Genomic DNA, 20,272 nt, shown 5'->3' on the forward strand with positions numbered 1-20,272 from the left:
GTTCTGGCCACCCGATTTCGCCATTCCCAAACAGCGATTGAACTCAGTGCAACGGAAATGAAGATAACACTCTTTATGGCGAAGACGAGGGCAAGCCTGCGCTCACCCCCATTTTTCAGACCTATTCGCTCAATTGTGATCGTTCAAAACTCAATCGAGCCAGGTGGGGACCGAGTCAAGCGCAATCAGCTCCTCATAGGTGCCACGCGGGCGGATGACGTGGAACTGGTCACCTTTCACCAGGACTTCCGGTACGAGAAGGCGCGAATTGTACGTTCCGGCCTGCACGGCACCATAGGCTCCGGCGGAGCTGACGGCGATCAGGTCACCCGGTTGGGGCGCTGCCATTTCACGGTCCAGTGCCAGATAATCGCCGGTTTCGCAGACCGGGCCAACGACGTCTGCCTTGATGCGCGGGGCGTCAGTGGTTGATTGCACGACCGGGCGAATAGCGTGGTAGGCCTCATACAGCGTCGGGCGAATGAGATCGTTCATCGCCGCGTCCACGATCACGAAGGTCTTGTCGCCACCATCCTTCACATAGATGACTTCCGTCACCAAAATTCCGGCGTTGCCGACGATTAGACGGCCCGGTTCTGTGATGATCTTGCAGTTGAGGCTCTGCAGCTCGTTCTTGACGATATAGGCATAGGCATCCGGCAAGGGCGGCGGATTGTTGTCTTCGCGGTAGGGAATGCCCAGCCCGCCGCCAATATCGACATGGCTGATCGTGTGGCCATCTCCGCGCAGGGCTTCGACAAGCTCGCGCAGCAGCCGGAAGGCATCCTCGAAGGGCTGCAATTCGGTGATCTGGCTACCGATATGCATGTCGATGCCGCTGACCTGAATTCCGGGCAGAGTGGCGGCGTGGCTATAGACGGCGCGTGCCCGCTCATAGGAAATGCCGAACTTGTTTTCCTTCTTGCCGGTGGAAATCTTGGCATGGGTGCCTGCATCCACATCCGGATTGATGCGGAAGGACACATGGGCCTTCCTACCCGCCTTCACGGCGCGAAGGTTGAGAACTTCCAGTTCCGGTTCGGACTCGATGTTGAAGCAGTAGATACCCGCTTCCAGCGCAAAATCCATTTCGGCAACGGTCTTGCCTACGCCGGAAAACATGATGCGGCTTGCGGGGACGCCCGCTGCCAGCGCGCGGCGCAACTCACCACCGGAAACGACATCGATGCCGGCGCCGAGCTTTGCCAGTGTTTTCAAAACGGCCTGGTTGGAATTGGCCTTCATCGCATAGCAGACCATGGAGTCTACATCGGCAAAAGCTTCTGAAAAGACCTTGTAATGTCGCTCCAGCGTCGCTGTAGAATAGACGTAGAACGGCGTTCCAACGGACTTTGCGATTTCAGGCACGGGGACGTTTTCGGCGTGAAGCACGCCGTCGATATAGTGAAAATGGTTCACAGCGCTGGACCTTAAAGGAGCTTATCGAGAATGAAAGGCCGCTCCGGCGTCGGCTGCACCTTGCCATTGGTCGAGCGGATATTGCGCTGCTCTTTCGGCGTGCTCGGCGGATCGATGTCGCCTTTGCGGCCACAGCCTGAAAGAGCAAGGCTAACGGCAAGCGCCACGCCGACGGGAACAATGAAGGTACGCAAGGTTTTTGAAAGCATGGGCCTGTCCAAAGGAAATCTCTGCATTCCTGATAACGAAAAACAGGGCGCTTGTGCACCCTGTTTCTTGTGATGTTCGTCGAACGCTGGATTGATTAGTTTTTACCGCGCCACCAGGCGATCTGCTTGCGCACTTCAGACGGGGCGGTGCCGCCGAAGCTGGTGCGGCTGGCAACCGATGCCTCGACCGACAGAACATCGAAGATGCCTGCCGTGATGGCTGGGTTGATGGCTTGCAACTCTTCCAGAGAGAGATCGGCGAGGTCGCAGCCCTTTTTTTCAGCCAACGCAACGGCATGGCCGGTGGCATGGTGGGCATCGCGGAAGGGCAGGCCCGCTTCACGCACCAGCCAGTCGGCCAGATCGGTGGCCGTGGAATAGCCGGAACCGGCAGCGGCGCGCATCTTGTCGGCGCGCACTTCCAGATCACGCACCATGCCGGTCATGGCAGCAATGGCCAGTTCCAGGCTTTCGGCGGAATCGAAGACCTGTTCCTTGTCTTCCTGCATATCTTTGGAATAGGCGAGGGGCAGACCCTTCATGATGGTCAGAAGTGCGATCAGCGAACCGTTGATACGGCCCGTCTTGGCGCGCACCAGTTCTGCCGCATCCGGGTTTTTCTTCTGCGGCATGATGGAAGAGCCGGTCGAAAACGCGTCGGACAGGCGGATAAAACCGAATTGCGGTGTCGACCAGATGACGATTTCTTCTGCCAGACGCGAAAGATGCGTGGCGCAGATAGAGGCAATCGACAGAAACTCCAGCGCAAAGTCACGGTCGGAGACCGTATCGATGGAGTTGCGGGTCGGCTCGCGGAAGCCCAGCGCATTGGCGGTCATGTGACGGTCGATGGGATAACCGGTGCCTGCAAGTGCCGCAGCCCCAATCGGGCTTTCATCCATATGCTCGATAGCGTGGCGAACGCGCGCGCGGTCGCGCCCGAACATCTCAACATAGGCCATGCAGTGATGACCGAAGGTCACCGGCTGCGCGGTCTGGAGATGGGTGAAGCCCGGCATGACGGTGTCGGCGTGCTCTTCGGCGCGGTCGAGGAACGCTGCGATCAGGGCTGTCAGCATGCCCTCGGTTTTCTGAAGCTCTTCCTTCACCCAGAGGCGAAAATCGAGTGCTACTTGGTCATTGCGCGAACGGGCCGTGTGCAGGCGACCGGCGGCGGGGCCGATGAGATTGGCCAGGCGAGCCTCGATATTCATGTGAATATCTTCAAGCTTGCGGGAGAACTCGAAGGTTCCGGCTTCGATTTCTGACAGGATCGTGTTCAGGCCGTGAATGATCTTGTCTTTATCTTCATCCGAAATAATGGATTTTGCGGCCAGCATGGTGGCATGCGCTATTGAGCCGCGGATGTCCTGCGCATAAAGCTTCTTGTCGAAGCCGATGGAGGCATTTATCTCTTCCATGATGGCCGAAGGACCGGAAGCGAAACGTCCGCCCCACATCTGGTTGGAGGATTTTTGTTCGATGCCGTCAGCCATTCTTTGCCTGCCCTGGAGTATTCAATGACAGAAAAAAAGCCGCTCAGGCTTCCTTCCGCCAGACTTGTTGCAATTGCCGCTATCGCCGGTGTCGTCTGCGGCGCGGGTGTTGTGGCGTTCAGGCTTATTGGGTCTGAGGGTCAGGTTCAAGGGGCAGCAGTGGCGCAAGCCGGTTTATGTGAGGGGGCTGCCAAGCGTATCGCCTCCCTCAAGCCACTTCTGAGGGGTCAGGTTGCCGCCATGTCGGCCAGCGAACGACCGCGGGTCATTCCACTGTCATTCAAGGGCGCTGATGGTGCTGCGATGACCGAAACCGACTTCAAGGGCAAGACGGTGCTGCTCAATCTCTGGGCCACATGGTGCGTGCCATGCCGTGAGGAGATGCCAGCGCTCAATGCCCTCGAAAAGGAAAAGGGCGCTGACAACTTCGAAGTCGTGACCGTCAATATCGATACGGGCGACGACGCGAAGCCGAAAAGCTTCATGAGCGAATACGGGATCGATTCCCTCAAGCTCTACCGCGACAGTTCCATGGGCGTATTCAACGTGCTGAAAAAGGAAGGGCTTGCTTTCGGCCTTCCCGCGACGCTGTTGATCGATGACCAGGGCTGCCTAATGGCTTCCATGAATGGCCCGGCGGCCTGGGACAGCCAGGACGCCAAAACACTCGTAGAATTTGCGAAAGCAAAGTGAGCCGAGGATTTACCGCGTCGGGACGGGTGTTTCGCCGCGGTAATCATAGAAGCCACGGCCGGATTTGCGGCCAAGCCAACCGGCTTCGACATATTTGACCAGAAGCGGGCAGGGGCGATATTTGCTGTCTGCCAGACCATCATGCAGAACCTGCATGATCGACAGGCAGGTGTCGAGACCGATGAAGTCGGCCAGTTGCAATGGGCCCATGGGATGGTTCGCGCCGAGTTTCATGGCGGTGTCGATGGCCTCAACCGAACCCACACCTTCATAAAGCGTATAGATCGCCTCGTTGATCATCGGCAGAAGAATGCGGTTGACGATGAAGGCCGGGAAGTCTTCGGCAACCGTAATCGCCTTGTCCAGCGTGCGGACATATTCCTTGGCGCTTTCAAAGGTCGGTTCGTCGGTAGCGATACCGCGCACCAGTTCCACCAGCTTCATGACCGGCACCGGGTTCATGAAATGGATGCCCATGAACTGTTCCGGGCGGTCTGTTGCCGAAGCAAGGCGGGTGATGGAGAGCGAAGACGTGTTGGTGGCGAGAAGCGCTTCTGGTTTTAGAACCGGGCAGACTTGCGCGTAAATCTTGCGCTTGGTTTCCTCGTGCTCGGTCGCGGCCTCGATCACCAGATCCATTGCGGCGAGATCGTTGATATCCGAGGAGCCGCCTATGCGCGACAGTGCCGCCTTGCGATCATCATCGGCCATTTTGCCATTGCTGACCTGCCGGGCAAGGTTACCGTTGATGGTGGCAAGACCGGCTTCGATGCGATCCTTCGCGAGGTCGTAGATATGAACCTTGTAGCCCGCCAGTGCAGACACATGCGCAATGCCGCAGCCCATCTGACCGGCTCCAATGATACCGATGTTCTTGATTGGGGCGGCCATGATGTGTTTCTCCTGTGGGATGTGCTTGGTGCGCGTCATATTGCGCGGGATGTTACGCATATTACCGTAAAACAAAAGCGGCGCGTTTAGAAAAACGCGCCGCTTTCATGATTGTTATGATCAAAGCGCTTTTTCGAGCTCTGGCAGGGCGTCGAACAGATCAGCCACGAGGCCGTAATCCGCAACCTGGAAGATCGGTGCTTCCTCATCTTTGTTGATGGCGACGATGACCTTCGAGTCCTTCATGCCAGCCAGATGCTGGATAGCGCCGGAAATGCCTGCCGCGATGTAAAGCTGCGGAGCAACGACCTTGCCGGTCTGACCGACCTGCCAATCGTTGGGAGCATAACCGGCATCGACTGCCGCACGCGATGCGCCAACGGCTGCACCCAGCTTGTCCGCGACAGGAAGCAGGACTTCTTTGAACTTTTCCGAAGAACCGAGCGCGCGACCACCGGAGATGATGATCTTGGCAGACGTCAGCTCCGGGCGGTCGGAGGATGCAAGAGCGTCCGAAACGAAGGACGAGACTGCCGGGTTTTCAGCAGCAGCGACGGTTTCAACGGAAGCCGAACCGCCAGCCTGTGCCGGAGCAAAGGTCGAGGTGCGAACGGTGATGACCTTTTTCGCGTCGCTGGCCTGTACGGTCTGGATGGCGTTACCCGCATAGATCGGGCGCTTGAACGTATCGGCGGAGATGACTTCGATGATTTCGGAAATCTGCGCCACATCCAGAAGTGCTGCCACGCGGGGCAGGACGTTCTTGGCGGATGCCGTGGCTGGCGCGATGATGACGTCATAGGAAGCGCTGAGCGAAACAAGCAATGCCGCGAGCGGTTCTGCCAGCTGGTTGGCATAGGATGCGTCGTCGGCCAGCAAGACCTTGGAAACGCCGGACAGCTTGGCGGCTTCGTCAGCAGCAGCCTTGGCGTTGGAACCGGCGACCAGCACGGTCACATCGCCGCCAATCTGTGTTGCCGCCGTCAGTGTCTTTGCCGTCTGGTCGGAAAGGGTTGCGTTGTCGTGTTCTGCCAGAAGAAGAATGGCCATGGTAAAATCTCCCTATCCGAATTCTTAAAGGACGCCGTCGGCCTTGAGCTTCGATACGAGCTCGGCCACCGAACCAACCTTGACGCCAGCCTTGCGGCCTGCGGGCTCCTCGGTCTTCAGGACCTTGAGGCGAGGTGCGATATCGACGCCGAAATCGGCAGGCGTCTTCTTGTCGAGCGGCTTCTTCTTTGCCTTCATGATGTTTGGCAAAGACGCATAGCGCGGTTCGTTGAGGCGAAGGTCGGTGGTGACGACGGCGGGAAGTTTCAGTTCCACCTTCTGCAAACCGGCATCCACTTCTCGGGTTACGGCAACCTTGCCGTCCGAAGGCTCGACCTTGGAGGCGAATGTGCCTTGTCCCCAGCCCAGAAGCGCTGCCAGCATCTGGCCGGTCTGGTTGCTGTCGTCATCGATGGCCTGTTTGCCGACGATGACAAGGCCCGGAGCTTCGGCTTCAACGACGCCCTTCAAAAGCTTGGCGACGGCCAGCGGCTCGACGGCTTCATCGGTCTCGATCAGGATGGCGCGGTCTGCACCCATGGCCAGTGCCGTGCGGAGCGTTTCTTCCGCCTTGGCAGGACCGATGGAAACGACGACGACTTCCTCCGCCTTGCCAGATTCCTTCAGGCGAAGGGCTTCTTCGACGGAAATCTCATCGAAGGGGTTCATCGACATCTTGACGTTGGCAAGCTCAACGCCTGAACCATCCGCCTTGACGCGAATCTTGACGTTGTAGTCCACCACACGCTTCACAGGGACGAGGATTTTCATCGATAACCTTCCTTCAACTCCTGACCGCAAAGCGAGACGCCGAACGGTCCTCCAGATAATCAAGTTGCGACATGGATACGCATTTTTCCCGCAATTTCAACGGAGCAATGCTCATGATCTCATGCACGTTGCGGATATCTTACGTTAACGTGAACGTAAATATCAATCCTTGTGACAATCTTCATCGAATACCATCGAAAGGCCGTTCCGTTTGCGACACGACAGGCTTGTGGGCCCTGATTTTTATGTTCGACGGCGCGCGGCGTCACTATGGAGCGGTCAAACAGCGGCACGCCCTTACTTCGCAGAAACAGCACGAGGATCGCACCTGCAATAATGCCGCCCACATGCGCGCCCCAGGAGACGCGCTCCTGAAACCCGAAGGCGAACATGAAGAATTGCTGCCCAACCCATAGCGCCAGTGGAATGAAGGCGGGCAGGGGAATGGGAATGCGCATGAAGACGAGGATCCACACCCGCACCTTGGGATGCAGCAGCAGATAGGCTGCGACCACACCCGACACCGCACCGGATGCGCCGATAAGCGGGGCTTCCGATGCAGGCTCGACAAGGCCGTGGAAGAGTGCGCCTGCGATCGCGCAGGCTATGTAAAACAGCAGGAAGCGCAGATGGCCGAATGCGTCCTCGACATTATCGCCAAACACCCAAAGGAAGACCATGTTGGAGGCAAGGTGCCAGAAATTCAGATGTAGGAACGCATAGGTCAAAACGGTCGCATCATCGGGCACGATTTGCAGCGCGGGCTCTAGGTAAGCATAGTCGAAGACGACTGCGGGAATGAAGCCGAGACCAAGGGCCGCGGCATTGGCGGCCTCATTGCTGGCAAAAGCGCCCGTCAGCAGCCAGACGAGAACATTGAGACCGATCAGCGACAGGGTCACATATTGCAGCTTGATGTGCTTGAGCGAATTCGCATCGTGCAATGGAATGAACATGCGAAAACGCCCTTGCTTGACCTAGCGGTTCTGACCGGGAACCCAGAGAATATCGGGCATGTCCGATTTCGTCGCATCATTGGCAAAGCGGGCCGCGACAAACAGGAAGTCGGATAGACGGTTGATATACTTCAGCGCTGCGCTGCTCACCACTTCGCCCTCCATCTGCGCCAGCTCCACCATTTGCCGCTCTGCGCGGCGTGACACGGTGCGGGCAAGATGCAGATAGGCGGCGGCGGGCGTTCCGCCCGGTAGGACGAAGGATTTCAGCGGTGAAAGACCGGCGTTCAATGCGTCGATCTCGTTTTCCAGCCGCGTGACCTGCGCTTCAACGATCCGCAATGGCTCGTAGGAGAGCGCCTCGCCCGTGTCAGGCGTTGCCAAGTCGGCACCGAGGTCGAAAAGGTCGTTTTGCACGCGAAACAGCATCGCATCGAGTTCAGCAAGGCCCGATGTGTGCAGCCGGGCAACGCCGATGGCGGAATTCGTCTCGTCAACCGTTCCATAGCTTTCCACGCGCAGATCATGCTTGGTCCGTCGTGGTCCGGATACGAGAGCGGTCGTGCCATCATCGCCGGTGCGGGTGTAAATCTTGTTCAGCTTGACCATGTTTGCTCTCGCCCCTTATCGCCCGCCGCCCGTCAGCCACAGGGTCAGCATGATGAGGATGATGGCGATGGCCTGCAGCAGAAGCCGCAGTTGCATCAACTTGTTGGATTTGTTGGCATCCGTGCCTTTGAGCATGTTGAACAGCCCGCGTATCAGCACAAGCACCACCAGACCCATGACGATGGCTGCAAGAACCATGGTGAAACTCGACATGCTCTACCCTCCCGAAATGCCGTGACCTTGAATGCGTTGTAGCTGATTGGGATGTTAAAGCGCTAGTCGAACTTGCGCAGCAATCGGTAAAACAAATCGGCGGGCAAAAGCCGTTTCAAAATCATCGCCTGTTTGGCTGGGGTGGTGATGACGTAGTGGGTTTTTGGACGCCGCGCCGTCAAGGCATGCTTCAATTCCCTGTAAACGGCATCTGGACCAAGCTTGTGCTTGTTTTTAGGCCCGCTGCCATCCAACCGCGCAAGCTGGCGCTTATAGTCTTGCGCATGCGCGGAATTCTCGAGGTCGATATTGCCCTTGATATGCGCCAGTGCAGTTGCGGTAAATTTCGAGGCGATGGGGCCGGGCTCGATGAGGCTGACGTGAATGCCACTGCCCTGAAGCTCCATGCGCAGCGTAACGCCCAGCCCTTCGAGAGCGAATTTCGACGCCGTGTAGGCACCGCGGTAGCGGTAAGGCACGAGACCGAGAATGGATGAACAATGGACGATGCGCCCGTGTCTCTGCCTGCGCATAAACGGAATGATGCGGCATGTCAGATCGTGCCAGCCAAAGACATTGGTTTCGAACTGCTGGCGCAGAACATCGACGGATAAGTCCTCCACCGCGCCGGGCTGACCATAGGCACCATTGTTGAAGAGCGCGTCGATGCGCCCACCGGTTCTTGCCGCGACCTCATCCACCAGGACGGCGATGGTTTCCGGCTGGGTGTAATCCATCAGCAGCGTCTCGATGCCGCTGCGTTCCAGCGCAATCATGTCTTCCGTGCGTCGCACCGTGGCAAACACTCGCCAGCCATCCTTGTGAAGCGCTTCGGCACAATGAGCGCCGATGCCGGAGGAGCAGCCGGTGATGATGATGGCCGGTTTTTCGGACATGGAATAGGTTTCCTCGGGCAGGACGTGTTATGAAAAATGCCTAGAAAAGCGTAGGGTGAATTTCAGTAGTGCACAATTCTTCTTTTCAAGTGGAACCGGCGCGTGGTCTCATGCGCTGTATAAGCATGACTGACTTCCCATATCTCGCCATGGGTTACAAATGAAATGCCGATTGAGGAGGTGACATGGTTGCCGCGTTGGACATTGTCCGAAAAGTCGCCTTCGATGCCTATTTTCACTTTGCCGAGGATGACGGCTGGGCGATGGCGAGCCATGTCGCGCTTTCCATTCTTCTGGCCTTGTTTCCGTTTCTGATTTTCGGAACGGCGCTGGCTGGTTTTTTAGGGGCTGACCAGTTTGCCGAAACCGCCGTCCATATCATCTTCGACACATGGCCAGCCGCCATTGCAGCACCGCTTGCCGCGCAGGTGCAACAGGTGCTGACCATTCCGCGTGGTGGACTGCTGACGATTTCGGTTCTCGCCGCCGCCTATTTCGCCTCCAACGGTGTGGAAGCGCTGAGAATATCTCTCAACCGTGCCTACCGGGTCAGTGAAACGCGATGGTGGTACGTGACCCGCCTGCTCAGCCTGTTTTATGTGGTCATCGCGGTGACCACCTTTGCTGCTATCAGCATCGTTCTCGTTGCTGTGCCGGTGGCGCTGTCCTTTGCGGAAACGCGCTTTCCCTTGTTGAAAGATGTTCTGGTCACGGTCTCCAATCTCGGCCTTTACGGCACGATCATCGTTCTGGCCGTCGGCCTTTCAGCCGCGCATTTGTGGCTTCCCGCCGGACGCCGCCGCATATGGGATGTTCTGCCGGGCATTATTCTGACGCTGATCTTCTGGGTCATCGGTGCGGCGATCTTTGCCTATTATCTGGCGACCTTCGCCAATTATGCGGCGACCTATGCCGGTCTTGCCTCGGTTATGATCGTACTCGTCTTTCTCTATATGGTGGGCGTCATCTTCATGCTGGGGGCCGAGGTGAATGCGGCGCTGATGAAATATCGCATCAGGCATGTCATCAAGGCAGGCATTCACAATGGCAGCCTGAGAGAAGCGCTAGATGCCGAGGAGGCTGCGGATATCTGACGGTGTGTGGCCCTGCTGGCGCAAAGCCTGAAGGCCCGTGCTGCTGATGCTTTTGGAGAGTTTCCGACCCTCCTCGTCCAACACCAGCTGGTGGTGATGGTATTCCGGAACCGGCAGTTTCAGCAGATGCTGGAGCAATCGATGGACTGATGTCGCGGCAAACAGATCCATGCCCCGCACGACATTGGTTATACCCTGCAAGGCATCATCCAGCACAACGGACAGATGATAGCTGGACGGTGCATCGGACCGGGACAGGATGACGTCTCCCCACGCTGCCGGATCGGCCTTGATGATTGCCCTCTCGCCGCTGCCGGTCTCACCCCATTCCAGAGAATGCCAAAGGTGGGGGATGGCCTTGTCCATATCCAGCCGCCAGGCGTGCTGGATATTTGACGAAAGCAGCGCTGCGACTTCCTCTGCGGGCCTTTGCTTGTCGAGCGGTGGATAGAGCGCCGCGCCATCAGGGTCGCGTGGCCAGATCTGTCCGTTGGACTCGTAGTTTCTGACGAAAGCTTTCGTCTCGCTACGGCTCATGAAGGACGGATAGGCCAGTCCCATCCCGATCAACGTCTCCAGCCCTTGACGATAATCCGCAAAATGGTCGGATTGCTTGCGCACGGGCTCTTCCCATAAAAGGTCGAGCCACCTGAGGTCTTCGTAAATTCCCTGCTCGAGTTCCGGCGTGCAACGCGTGAGATCGATATCTTCGATGCGCAGAAGAAAACGTCCGTCCACCGCTTTCGCCATGTCATGATTGAGCATGGCGGAGAGCGCATGGCCCAGATGCAGCCGGCCATTGGGGCTCGGTGCAAAACGAAAAACCGGCTTTTGACCTGAAAGCGAAGACATGGTTTCTTCTGCCACGGTTTCCGGTGCTTCGCCAAGACGAAGTCATGCGTGTTGGGGTGCGGTGGTCAAAATCATTCGAAATGCTGCTGACATCGAGGAAGGACTGAAAGCCCTTGTCCTCACAGACCCGCGGCTGGAGCGCGTCGCCGAGAGGGCAGGGCCGCTGCCGTTACGGCTAAGCGAGCCCGGTTTCGCGGGGCTTGCCCATATCATCGTATCGCAGGTCGTGTCCCGCGCCAGCGCCGATGCCATCTGGCGACGACTGCTTGATGAGATGGGCGAGGTGACGGCGCGGAATTATCTGGCCGTAACCTCTGTGGACGTACCGCGCTTTGGCCTTTCCCGTGCCAAAGCGCGAACCCTGCACGGCGTTGCCGCCGCTATCGTCGAGGGCGGGCTTGATCTCGAATCTGTGAACCTGCTGGATGATGTGAGCGCATTCTCCGCGTTGACCGCGCTGAAGGGCGTCGGTCCATGGACGGCGCAGGTCTATTTGATGTTTTGTGGCAAGCACGCGGACATTTTTCCATCCGGCGATGTAGCGCTACAGGCAGCCGTGGCCAATGCGTTTGGCATGGACACCCGCCCGAGTGCCAAACAACTGGCAGAAATGGCGGTGTTCTGGTCGCCGTGGCGGTCTGTCGCGGCCCGGCTTTTCTGGGCCTATTATGCGTCCATGACGCGGCGCGATGTCTTGCCGATTGCCTGAAATAAGCCTTTCTTTCAGCGCTTCATTTATAGGCTTCACAATCCTGTAACAACAGACCTAATATACAAGTGCAGATGCCGAATCGATCAGGAGACGCCCTTGACGATTGCAGTTTCACCACAGGCCCTGCCCGCGCTCGTTCTGAACGCAGACTACAGGCCGCTGAGTTATTATCCCTTGTCGTTGTGGTCCTGGCAGGACGCGATCAAGGCCGTATTTCTTGACCGTGTGAACATCATTGCAGAATATGATCACGCGGTATGTTCGCCCAGTTTTTCCATGCGGCTGCCGAGTGTCGTAAGCCTGAAGACCTATGTGCAGCCGACGCGAAATCCCGCCTTCACACGCTTCAACGTGTTTCTGCGTGACAAGTTCGAGTGCCAATATTGCGGTTCGAAAGACGATCTGACTTTCGATCACGTCATTCCGCGTGCTCATGGCGGTGAAACGACGTGGTTGAACGTTGTCGCGGCCTGCTCACCCTGCAATCTGAAGAAAGGCAGCAAGCTGCCGAAGATTGCAGGCATGTTCCCGCACCAGAAGCCTTATCAGCCGACGGTGCAGGATTTGCATAATAATGGCCGTTCTTTCCCACCCAACTATCTGCACGAAAGCTGGATGGATTATCTCTACTGGGATACCGAATTGCAGCCTTGATCGGCTCAGGCGCTCTTGCGGGTCGTACCGAAAAACGCGATGCCCGCAAGAACGATACTTGCAATCACGTTCCAGCCCGCGAAAGACAGGCCGAGAACGCGCAGTGCGGCGTCGTTGCAGGATGGCGGCTTGATGGCATTGAGGTCGTTCAGCAGGCTACCGGCATTGGTCGTAACCGATGGGGCACCCGTCGAGCAGGTGATCGGACCCGGCCAGAAACCCCATTCCACCCCCGAATGATACACGCCAAGGCCAGCACCGATCAGCATGGCGATACCGATCAGAACAAGCGCAGACCTTGTCAGCCACACCGGCAGCTTGAACAGGCTGGCGGCAATGGCAAGAATGCCAACCGGAATGGCATAATAATAAGGGTCTCGCTGCAAAAGGCAGAGTGCACAGGGGGTGTAACCACCAATGTGCTGGAAGCCTAGCGCCGATCCCACGGTGAAGATCATTCCCACCGTAACCAAAATGGCCGACATGCTACGGTTCTTCTCTGCAGAGGCTGCACTTTCCATGGTCTGTCCTTACATTCGACGCAAGATTTGAAACAAGTGATTGGGTAAAAAACAAGGCGGGCTGCAGACATTATTAAAGTCCGCCCAATGCCTCTAATCCAGTCTCAAGCCGCTTGCAAATCCTTCATCGAATGCCGTGATACCGCTTCTGAGCAAAGTTTCGTGAATTCGAGATTTTCGCAAAAATCTGTTGACCTCACATACCCGGTTCGTATAGTCCGCCGCATACCAAGGAATGAGATTCCAAAGTTGCCCCTTTGGCGGAATTGGTAGACGCGCCTGACTCAAAATCAGGTTCCGAGAGGAGTGCTGGTTCGATTCCGGCAAGGGGCACCATCAGCTTTTCAGCACCACAGAAATCATTGCGATGTTAAGCTGTTTTTGCCCCATTCGTTGGCATAGCTTTCGTACGTTCTGGACAGATGTTCCTGTCAGCATTCCCGACTTGTCTAAAGCACGGTGAAAGCCAGTGCTAACGTCAAGCCAAACGGCGGGAAAAATAATCCACAAATTCCATAGAAAAAGAACAGGCGGTCTTTCTATCAAGCGAGACATTGGTAGTCTGTGTGGCATGATATTCATCAAAAATCGGAAAGGGGCCGCTTGATGATCACGACATGTAGCACCAGGCGCGGCCTTTAAACGAAGCGGCCGCAGCGGATTGAGTAGCGGGCTACATTGGTCCCACCGTTTCATTCCAGCGGCATAGCGACAGTTTCATCCCAACTTCAAAACAGGCGTGGTTCGCTCGGCACAACTTGTCCCGCGAAGGAGCAACTGTGCGCTCAGCTCTCCCAAGCCGCCTGTGATCACAGCAACGCGAAAACGCATTCATATTCAGGAAACATACATGACCGACCGTTCTTCTCTGCTTTCTCTTTCCCGCCGTCGCCTGTTGATTACGACAGCAGTCGCGGCCGCAGCGGCTTTGGTTTCTCCGGCTGGTTTCAATCCTGCCCTTGCCACCGAAACTCCGCGCGATGGTGGCGACATCACCTTTTTGATCGACTCTCTCGGCGATACCTGGATACCCAACAACAGTGCGATCTCAAGCTTTCAGGGCCATATTTGGGGTCATGTGGCTGACAAACTGGTTTACGTCGATGCCGAGGGCAAGGTCAGCCCGTGGCTGGCGGAGCGCTGGGAGCAGAACGACAAGGCTACCGAATTTACGCTTCATTTGAAGAGCGGCGTGACCTTCTCTGATGGCACGCCGCTGGATGCTGCTGCCGTCGTTGCTAATCTCGATATTTGGTATGCCGGGCGCAAGAAGGAAGGCATAAACCCCATCGGCCTCTTCCCGAAAACCTATGAGCGCGCCGAGGCCGGCGATTCAGCAACGGTAAAGGTGTTCTTCAAGGCGCCGACACTTGGGTTTATTCCGACGCTCGGTTATCACGGTTCGATCCTGATCTCCCCGAAAACCATTGCGCAGCCGGCAACCGAACAGGCCGATCTCAGCAAGACTTCCGGCAGCGGACCCTATGTGGTCGAATCCTGGAAAGAGGGTGACCATGTCACTCTGACAAAGCGCAAGGACTATAATTGGGGTCCGCTGGCTGTCGGCCACACCGGCCCGGCCTTCCTCGATTCCATCACCTACAAGCTGGTTGTTGAACCATCACTGCGGGTGGCCTCTGTCCAGTCCGAACAGGCAGACGTTGCCTATAACGCGTCTCCTCAGGAACTGAAGTCGCTAAAAGAAGAAGGGTTTACCGTTGCCACGCCGCGTTACCTCGGTTTCGTCAACGGCTGGGCGGTCAATACCAAACATGCCCCTTATGATGATGTGAAGGTGCGTCAGGCGCTGCAGGCGGGTATCAACCGTCAAGAAATCATCGACACCGTCTATACGTCGGACTGGAAGCTGGCGACCTCCTTCATCCAGAGCAATGTGCCCGGCGCTTCCGACCAGAGTGCACTTTTGGCCTATGATCCGGCCAAGGCAGAGAAGCTTCTGGACGAGGCCGGTTGGGTCAAGGGTGCCGGTGGCATCCGCGCGAAGGACGGCAAGCCGCTTGTGCTGACGATCCACTCCAACCCCTATCTGGCCACATCACGCTCGGTCGATGAGTTGATTGCCCAGCAGCTTGGAAAGCTCGGCTGGAAGGTCGAAATCCGTGCTTATGACGTGGTGACATTTGGTGAAAAGGTGAAATTCGGCGGTGCTGCCGTTCCCGCCTATGAGGTGACGCGCAGCTTCATCGATGCCGGAACGGTCGCAAGCATTCTGACCAACGCCAACAATGGCGAGAACTGGTTTGCTCTCGATGACCGTGACGCGACGCTGAACGGATTGCGCGACAAGATCGCCGCTGCCGGATCGCTGGATGAGAGAACACCGCTGCTCGGCGAATTGCAGCATTACGTTTTGGAACAGGGATATTTCATCCCGCGCACGCAGATCGTCCAGCGCATCTATGTGCAATCACCCAAGCTCAAGGGCGAGGTCTATAACGGCGTCGCTTATGCCAGCTACTACACGGCTTTCCTTGCAGACTAAGACGTTTTGAAACCCTTCCATGTGAAAGGAGTGCCGGTGTGAGCAACAGCTATCTGACCTATGCCGCAAAGCGGCTTGGCCAAGCGGTGATCGTCATCTTGCTGGCCTATGTCCTGACATTCGTGGTCGTCAGCATTTTGCCCGGCGATCCGATAACCAGCGTGCTGCGCAACCCGCAGAACGGGTTTACCGAAGAGCAGATTGCGGAAATCATAGCGGCTCAAGGGCTGGACCGACCGGTGCTGGTGCAGCTCTGGTCTTCCCTTTCCGGCTTTCTGACCGGGGATCTCGGTCTTTCGATGCGCTCCAGCCGTCCAGTGGTGACCTTGATTGCGGAGGTCTTGCCATCGACGCTCATTCTTGCCTCCGCAGGCCTTGCGGTTGCACTGATACTGGCAATTGCGGTGGCCTATGGGACGCAATTCGTGCCCAAACGCTACGGCCAGGGGCTGCTGCGAGGCTTCCCTTCGCTGTTCCTCTCGGTGCCGAATTTCGTGATCGGTCTGGCCTTGATCCATATTTTCGGCTTTCAGATAGGCCTCTTCCGCGTCATCAATCCTGATAGCTTCTGGGCCACCCTGTTTGCGGCGATTGCGCTTGGCATTCCGGTTTCCGCACAGATCGCAGAGGTGCTGATTGCCAACCTAGACCGGGAGGCGGAGCAGGAATATGCGACGGTTGCCCGCAGCCGTGGCATCGGGCGCACGCGCCTGTTTGCAAAACACCTGCTCAAACCCGCCTCACTGCCGATTGTCACCGTCATCGCACTGACCATCGGCGAATTGCTCGGCGGCTCGCTGATTACCGAGACGGTGTATGGCCGCACCGGCATTGGTAGTCTAGTGCAGCGCGCGGTCAGCACGCAGGATTTGCCGGTCTTGCAGGCTGTGGTGTCGCTGGGCGCGGTGGTGTTCGTTCTCGTCAACCTCATTGCTGACCTTCTTTATCCGCTGCTCGATCCACGCGTCAAAATCCTGGGCGGGCAGAAGCGCAGCCCGACCACTGCTGACGAAACCTCCATCAGTGCAATCAAGGCGGTGACACCATGAGCCTCGTCTATAGCTCACCTTCGTCGGGCGTAGAGCAATCCGGCTGGAAAGCTGCACTTCGGATGCCGCCTATCGTGGCAATCTCCTTAGCCATCGTTGTGCTCGTTATCGCCTGGTCGATAGCGCCCGGCCTGTTCACCAGCCACAGTCCTTTTGTCGGCGTTCCCGCTGACAAGCTGCTCGGCCCCAACCTTGAGCATTGGTTTGGCACCGATCATCTGGGACGCGATCTCTACACCCGCGTTGTCTATGGGACCGCTTCTTCCGTCACGAGCGCGCTGGTCGCCGTCGTCATCGGGGTTGTTACTGGAGGGCTGATCGGCCTGATGGCTGGCTTCCTCGGCGGCTGGGTCGATGTCGTCCTTGCGCGCTTTGTCGATGTGCTCTTAGCCATCCCGAAATTTTTGCTCGCGGTCATCGTCGTCACCGCCATCGGTTTCGAAACGATCAATGCTGCCATCGCCACCGGCGTATCGGCAGTCGCGATCTTCGCGCGTGTTTCCCGCGCCGAGGTCATCAAGACGCGGCAGGCGACCTTTGTGGAAGCTTCGTTTCTGGCGGGTGGCTCGCGCTGGTACATTCTTTGGCGTCACATTCTGCCGAATGCGTCTCGCTCGATTTTGCCGCTCGCGGTGCTGCAATTCGGCGAATCCATTCTCATTATCGCCAGCCTCGCTTTCCTCGGCTACGGCGATCCGCCACCCGCCTCGGATTGGGGCCTGCTGATCTCTATCGGCAAGGATTACCTGAAATGGCCGTGGCTTGTTTACGCACCCGCATTCGTCACGATCTTGACCGTCCTCTCAGTGAATAGGATCAGCCGATGGCTTCGCAAAACAGACTGACCCCCACACTCGTTCACAGCAACGCTTTGCCCCCAGTGGCCAAGCAGGCCAGTCCTATTCTCAAAGTCGATGGATTGTCCGTCGCATACGGCAAACAGACGGTCGTTCGGGATGTGGGCTTTAATCTGGAGCGGGGCAAAAGCCTTGCGCTGATTGGGGAGTCGGGCTCCGGTAAATCCACCATTGCCCGCGCCGTGCTGCGGCTCTTGCCCGCTGGCGGGCAGGCAAGCGGACATGTGCAGTTCGATGGCCGCGATTTGCTGGCTCTGCCGGAGAGGCAGTTCCGGCCCTTGCGTGGTCGAACCATTGGCTTTGTTCCGCAAGATCCGGGCAATGCGCTCAACCCGGTTCGCACAATCGGCGCGCAGGCGATGGAAGCAGCGGATCTGACGGATGAGCCGGATGCGGCCATCCGCAAGGCCCTCATTCTCGATATATTCGCGCAGGTTGGCCTCGACAATCCGCAGCGGGTCTATGATTCCTACCCGCATCAGCTCTCCGGCGGCATGCTTCAGCGCGTGTTGATCGGCCTTGCGGTGCTGCCGCGCCCGGCACTTCTGGTGGCGGATGAGCCGACATCGGCGCTGGATGTGACGATCCAGAAACGCATTCTCGATCTTCTGTCGCGCTTGCAGCACGATCTGAACATCAGCCTCCTGCTCATTACCCACGATCTAGCCATTGCCGCAGAGCGGGCCGATCAGCTGGTGGTTCTGAAAGACGGCACGGTACAGGAGGCGGGCAACACGCGGGCCGTCTTCTCCTCGCCCAACTCGGCCTATTCGAAAAAGCTGCACTCGGATGTTCCTGCGCTCAATCCAGATCGATACGCCCGGCTGCGCGATCCCGGTCTTCGGCTCGTCAGCGGTGGCGCCGAAAAGCCCAGCAAGATCGAGGTCACGGATGTCTCGAAGACCTTCACGGTCGATGGCAAGACAACGACCGCCGTGGACAACATCTCCTTCAGCGTCGCGCCGGGAACGACCCATGCGCTGGTGGGCGAATCCGGCTCCGGCAAGACAACGACGATCCGCTTGCTGCTGGGCCTAGAGCAGCCGGATAGCGGCGAGATTACTGTTGCGGGAGAGCGTGTTTCCGGCCGGTCGCGAGAGTCCCTGCGCGAGGTGTGGCGACATCTTCAACTGGTCTATCAGAATCCGTTCACGTCGCTGGACCCGACATGGACGGTGGAGCAGCTGGTACGAGAACCTCTGGGCCGCTTCAAAATCGGCACGAAACAGGAGCGCACTGAGCAGGTGCGGGAAGCGCTGGCGAATGTTGGGCTGGGCGCGCATTTGCTCGCCCGCAAGCCGGGGGCGCTTTCCGGTGGCCAGCGTCAACGCGTTGCGATTGCGCGTGCGCTGGTCCTCAAGCCGGATGTCATCGTGCTCGATGAGCCGACTTCCGCCCTCGATGTTAGCGTTCAGGCAGAAATTGTCGAGGTTCTGCTTTCGTTGCAGGCCAAGCTTGGTCTGACCTATGTCTTCGTGTCCCACGATCTGGCGCTCGTGCGGCAGCTTGCTCACACCGTCTCGGTCATGCAGCGCGGCAGCATCGTGGAACACGGACTGGTTCGTGACATCTTCGACAATCCGCGCCATGCCTATACCGCGACCCTGCTGGAATCCATCCCCTCCGGCATCCATGCGCCGTCCGAAGTGCCGCAAGCCGCTGTGCGGCGCGTTGCTCGCAAGGAACAGATCGCATGACCATCGCCCTATCAAGCCCAACACTAGCGGCTTCATTTCGTTCAAAGCATCGCCTGGGTTTCAACACGAGAGTGTCGTTCAGCGATGACGCCGGCCCGGCGCAGGGGCTGAAAGACGGGATCAGGCTTTTCGTGGAGGCGGAACGGCTGGGCTACCAATCCGGCTGGGCCTATCAACGGCACTTTGACCATTATCTATCATCACCGCTTCCGTTCTTTGCCGCAGTGGGCCAGCATACGAGTTCGATCACGCTGGGCTCTGCCGTCATTCCCATGCGGTATCAGGACCCGATCCTGCTGGCCGAAGCGGCGGGAACCACGGATTTGCTGATCGGCAGGCGGCTGGAACTGGCTATTTCGACCGGCGCCAACGGCGCTTTCGATGCCGTTTTCGGCACCGTTGATACCGATGCGCGAACGGAAGCAAAGCGGCGGCAGGCACGTTTTCTGGCGGCGATTGCAGGTGAGGTTCTTCACACCGTTACCGAGGCTGGCCAAGGCGCGCCGCAGGGTGCAGAATTGCGGGTCACGCCGCACAGCCCCACGCTTCGATCCCGCATTCGGCAGGGCTCTGCCAGCGTCGGTTCGGCCATACAGGCGGCAGAGCTCGGTATCGGTCTGATTTCCGGCACCGTTCAGCACGATCAGGAAGAGGGCGAGACATTCGGGCAATATCAGGCCCGCATTATCGAAACCTACCGGACGACGTGGCGCAAGATATGGGGGACGGAGCCGCCGCCGGTTGCCGTGGCCGCCTCGATCCTCGTCGGCACCACCTCCGAATTGCGTGACAAATACGCGGCCTATGATCTGGAGCGTCGCACCAAGGGCATCGCGGCGTCCCGCCCCAAAGGCGCGCTCGAACCACCCGGCCAACCCAAAGGCGCACAAATTTCCCCCGTATTTCAGGGTGCGCCGGATCAGGTCATCGAAGCGGTTTATAACGATCCCGGCCTTGCCGCTGCCGATGAAATCGTGCTGTTCCTGCCGCCTGCTTTCGGGCTTGAAGAGAATTTGCGGTTGCTGACCGATCTCTCCGAAACGGTAGTCCCAGCCTTCGGATGGTCACCGGGTCCATCACGCCAATAACCTTCACCCGTGATTGAGACGAGAAAGCTCTGCCTGCAAAGG

21 protein-coding genes and 1 tRNA gene are annotated in these 20,272 nt (G+C 57.8%); 10 read left to right on the forward strand and 12 right to left on the reverse strand.

From position 1 onward, the window contains the following. Positions 1-150: 150 nt before the first annotated feature. The 3 genes from lysA to argH all read right to left on the reverse strand — a co-directional run bounded on the left by lysA (position 151) and on the right by argH (position 3,124). Positions 151-1,419 carry a diaminopimelate decarboxylase gene (lysA, locus tag AC27VJ_RS20780; protein WP_488685607.1) on the reverse strand — a complete coding sequence of 423 codons (1,269 nt, stop codon included), beginning with the start codon at positions 1,417-1,419 and terminating at the stop codon, positions 151-153. 11 nt (positions 1,420-1,430) lie between these two features. Next, the gene (gene lptM / locus AC27VJ_RS20785; protein WP_488685608.1) at positions 1,431-1,628 is read right to left on the reverse strand and encodes an LPS translocon maturation chaperone LptM; all 198 of its coding nucleotides are present in this window, start codon (positions 1,626-1,628) and stop codon (positions 1,431-1,433) included. Positions 1,629-1,723: 95 nt separating this feature from the next. Beyond that, complete coding sequence (gene argH, locus AC27VJ_RS20790) at positions 1,724-3,124, reverse strand: argininosuccinate lyase (RefSeq protein WP_488685609.1); 1,401 nt, start codon at positions 3,122-3,124, stop codon at positions 1,724-1,726. Between the two features lie 24 nt (positions 3,125-3,148). On the opposite strand from argH, the gene tlpA reads away from it, so the two are divergent. Further along, positions 3,149-3,817: a thiol:disulfide interchange protein TlpA gene (gene tlpA / locus AC27VJ_RS20795; RefSeq protein WP_488685610.1), complete on the forward strand. Its 669-nt coding sequence runs from the start codon at positions 3,149-3,151 to the stop codon at positions 3,815-3,817. A 9-nt stretch (positions 3,818-3,826) separates the two neighbouring features. Here the strand turns inward: tlpA and AC27VJ_RS20800 are convergent, their stop codons facing one another. The 7 genes from AC27VJ_RS20800 to AC27VJ_RS20830 form a co-directional block, all read right to left on the reverse strand. Further along, positions 3,827-4,708 (reverse strand): 3-hydroxybutyryl-CoA dehydrogenase, encoded by an 882-nt coding sequence (locus tag AC27VJ_RS20800; protein WP_113089211.1) that lies wholly within the window; start codon positions 4,706-4,708, stop codon positions 3,827-3,829. A gap of 120 nt (positions 4,709-4,828) precedes the next feature. Next, a complete protein-coding gene (locus tag AC27VJ_RS20805; RefSeq protein WP_113089212.1) occupies positions 4,829-5,758 on the reverse strand; it encodes an electron transfer flavoprotein subunit alpha/FixB family protein in 930 nt (309 codons plus the stop codon). 24 nt (positions 5,759-5,782) lie between these two features. Then, complete coding sequence (locus AC27VJ_RS20810) at positions 5,783-6,529, reverse strand: electron transfer flavoprotein subunit beta/FixA family protein (RefSeq protein ID WP_488685611.1); 747 nt, start codon at positions 6,527-6,529, stop codon at positions 5,783-5,785. A gap of 119 nt (positions 6,530-6,648) precedes the next feature. Further along, entirely contained in the window at positions 6,649-7,485 is an 837-nt protein-coding gene (locus tag AC27VJ_RS20815; protein ID WP_488685612.1) for a rhomboid family intramembrane serine protease, read from the reverse strand. Between the two features lie 21 nt (positions 7,486-7,506). Further along, complete coding sequence (locus AC27VJ_RS20820; RefSeq protein WP_488685613.1) at positions 7,507-8,094, reverse strand: cob(I)yrinic acid a,c-diamide adenosyltransferase; 588 nt, start codon at positions 8,092-8,094, stop codon at positions 7,507-7,509. 15 nt (positions 8,095-8,109) lie between these two features. Beyond that, positions 8,110-8,307, reverse strand: coding sequence for a twin transmembrane helix small protein (locus AC27VJ_RS20825; RefSeq protein WP_113089216.1), 198 nt, complete (start codon positions 8,305-8,307; stop codon positions 8,110-8,112). Positions 8,308-8,369: 62 nt separating this feature from the next. Then, positions 8,370-9,203 (reverse strand): SDR family oxidoreductase, encoded by an 834-nt coding sequence (locus AC27VJ_RS20830; protein WP_488685614.1) that lies wholly within the window; start codon positions 9,201-9,203, stop codon positions 8,370-8,372. 185 nt (positions 9,204-9,388) lie between these two features. Between AC27VJ_RS20830 and AC27VJ_RS20835 the strand changes: the two genes are divergently transcribed. After that, positions 9,389-10,297 (forward strand): YihY/virulence factor BrkB family protein, encoded by a 909-nt coding sequence (locus tag AC27VJ_RS20835; RefSeq protein WP_488685615.1) that lies wholly within the window; start codon positions 9,389-9,391, stop codon positions 10,295-10,297. Here AC27VJ_RS20835 and gluQRS read toward each other — a convergent pair. Next, positions 10,268-11,149 (reverse strand): tRNA glutamyl-Q(34) synthetase GluQRS, encoded by an 882-nt coding sequence (gluQRS, locus tag AC27VJ_RS20840; protein WP_488685616.1) that lies wholly within the window; start codon positions 11,147-11,149, stop codon positions 10,268-10,270. The two genes, AC27VJ_RS20835 and gluQRS, sit on opposite strands and share 30 nt — an antisense overlap. On the opposite strand from gluQRS, the gene AC27VJ_RS20845 reads away from it, so the two are divergent. Both AC27VJ_RS20845 and AC27VJ_RS20850 read left to right on the forward strand, forming a co-directional pair. Then, positions 11,148-11,858 carry a DNA-3-methyladenine glycosylase family protein gene (locus tag AC27VJ_RS20845; RefSeq protein ID WP_488685617.1) on the forward strand — a complete coding sequence of 237 codons (711 nt, stop codon included), beginning with the start codon at positions 11,148-11,150 and terminating at the stop codon, positions 11,856-11,858. The two genes, gluQRS and AC27VJ_RS20845, sit on opposite strands and share 2 nt — an antisense overlap. A 99-nt stretch (positions 11,859-11,957) precedes the next feature. Then, positions 11,958-12,515, forward strand: a complete 558-nt coding sequence (locus tag AC27VJ_RS20850) for an HNH endonuclease (RefSeq protein ID WP_113089221.1) — start codon at positions 11,958-11,960, stop codon at positions 12,513-12,515. Between the two features lie 5 nt (positions 12,516-12,520). On the opposite strand, the gene AC27VJ_RS20855 is transcribed toward AC27VJ_RS20850, so the two are convergent. Continuing rightward, complete coding sequence (locus AC27VJ_RS20855; protein WP_488685618.1) at positions 12,521-13,036, reverse strand: disulfide bond formation protein B; 516 nt, start codon at positions 13,034-13,036, stop codon at positions 12,521-12,523. A 251-nt stretch (positions 13,037-13,287) separates the two neighbouring features. Between AC27VJ_RS20855 and AC27VJ_RS20860 the strand changes: the two genes are divergently transcribed. The 6 genes from AC27VJ_RS20860 (at position 13,288) to AC27VJ_RS20885 (ending at position 20,230) form a co-directional block, all read left to right on the forward strand. Further along, positions 13,288-13,372: transfer RNA gene (locus tag AC27VJ_RS20860), tRNA-Leu, on the forward strand. Positions 13,373-13,886: 514 nt separating this feature from the next. After that, positions 13,887-15,539: an ABC transporter substrate-binding protein gene (locus AC27VJ_RS20865; protein WP_488685619.1), complete on the forward strand. Its 1,653-nt coding sequence runs from the start codon at positions 13,887-13,889 to the stop codon at positions 15,537-15,539. Positions 15,540-15,577: 38 nt separating this feature from the next. After that, positions 15,578-16,588: an ABC transporter permease gene (locus AC27VJ_RS20870; protein WP_488685620.1), complete on the forward strand. Its 1,011-nt coding sequence runs from the start codon at positions 15,578-15,580 to the stop codon at positions 16,586-16,588. Beyond that, the gene (locus AC27VJ_RS20875; RefSeq protein ID WP_488685621.1) at positions 16,585-17,433 is read left to right on the forward strand and encodes an ABC transporter permease; all 849 of its coding nucleotides are present in this window, start codon (positions 16,585-16,587) and stop codon (positions 17,431-17,433) included. The genes AC27VJ_RS20870 and AC27VJ_RS20875 overlap by 4 nt, the downstream gene beginning before the upstream one ends. After that, a complete protein-coding gene (locus tag AC27VJ_RS20880) occupies positions 17,412-19,142 on the forward strand; it encodes an ABC transporter ATP-binding protein (RefSeq protein WP_488685622.1) in 1,731 nt (576 codons plus the stop codon). The genes AC27VJ_RS20875 and AC27VJ_RS20880 overlap by 22 nt, the downstream gene beginning before the upstream one ends. After that, positions 19,139-20,230 (forward strand): LLM class flavin-dependent oxidoreductase, encoded by a 1,092-nt coding sequence (locus tag AC27VJ_RS20885; RefSeq protein ID WP_488685623.1) that lies wholly within the window; start codon positions 19,139-19,141, stop codon positions 20,228-20,230. The genes AC27VJ_RS20880 and AC27VJ_RS20885 overlap by 4 nt, the downstream gene beginning before the upstream one ends. Positions 20,231-20,272: the final 42 nt, after the last annotated feature.

Source organism: Agrobacterium sp. 20P9.1.2 (assembly GCF_057799395.1).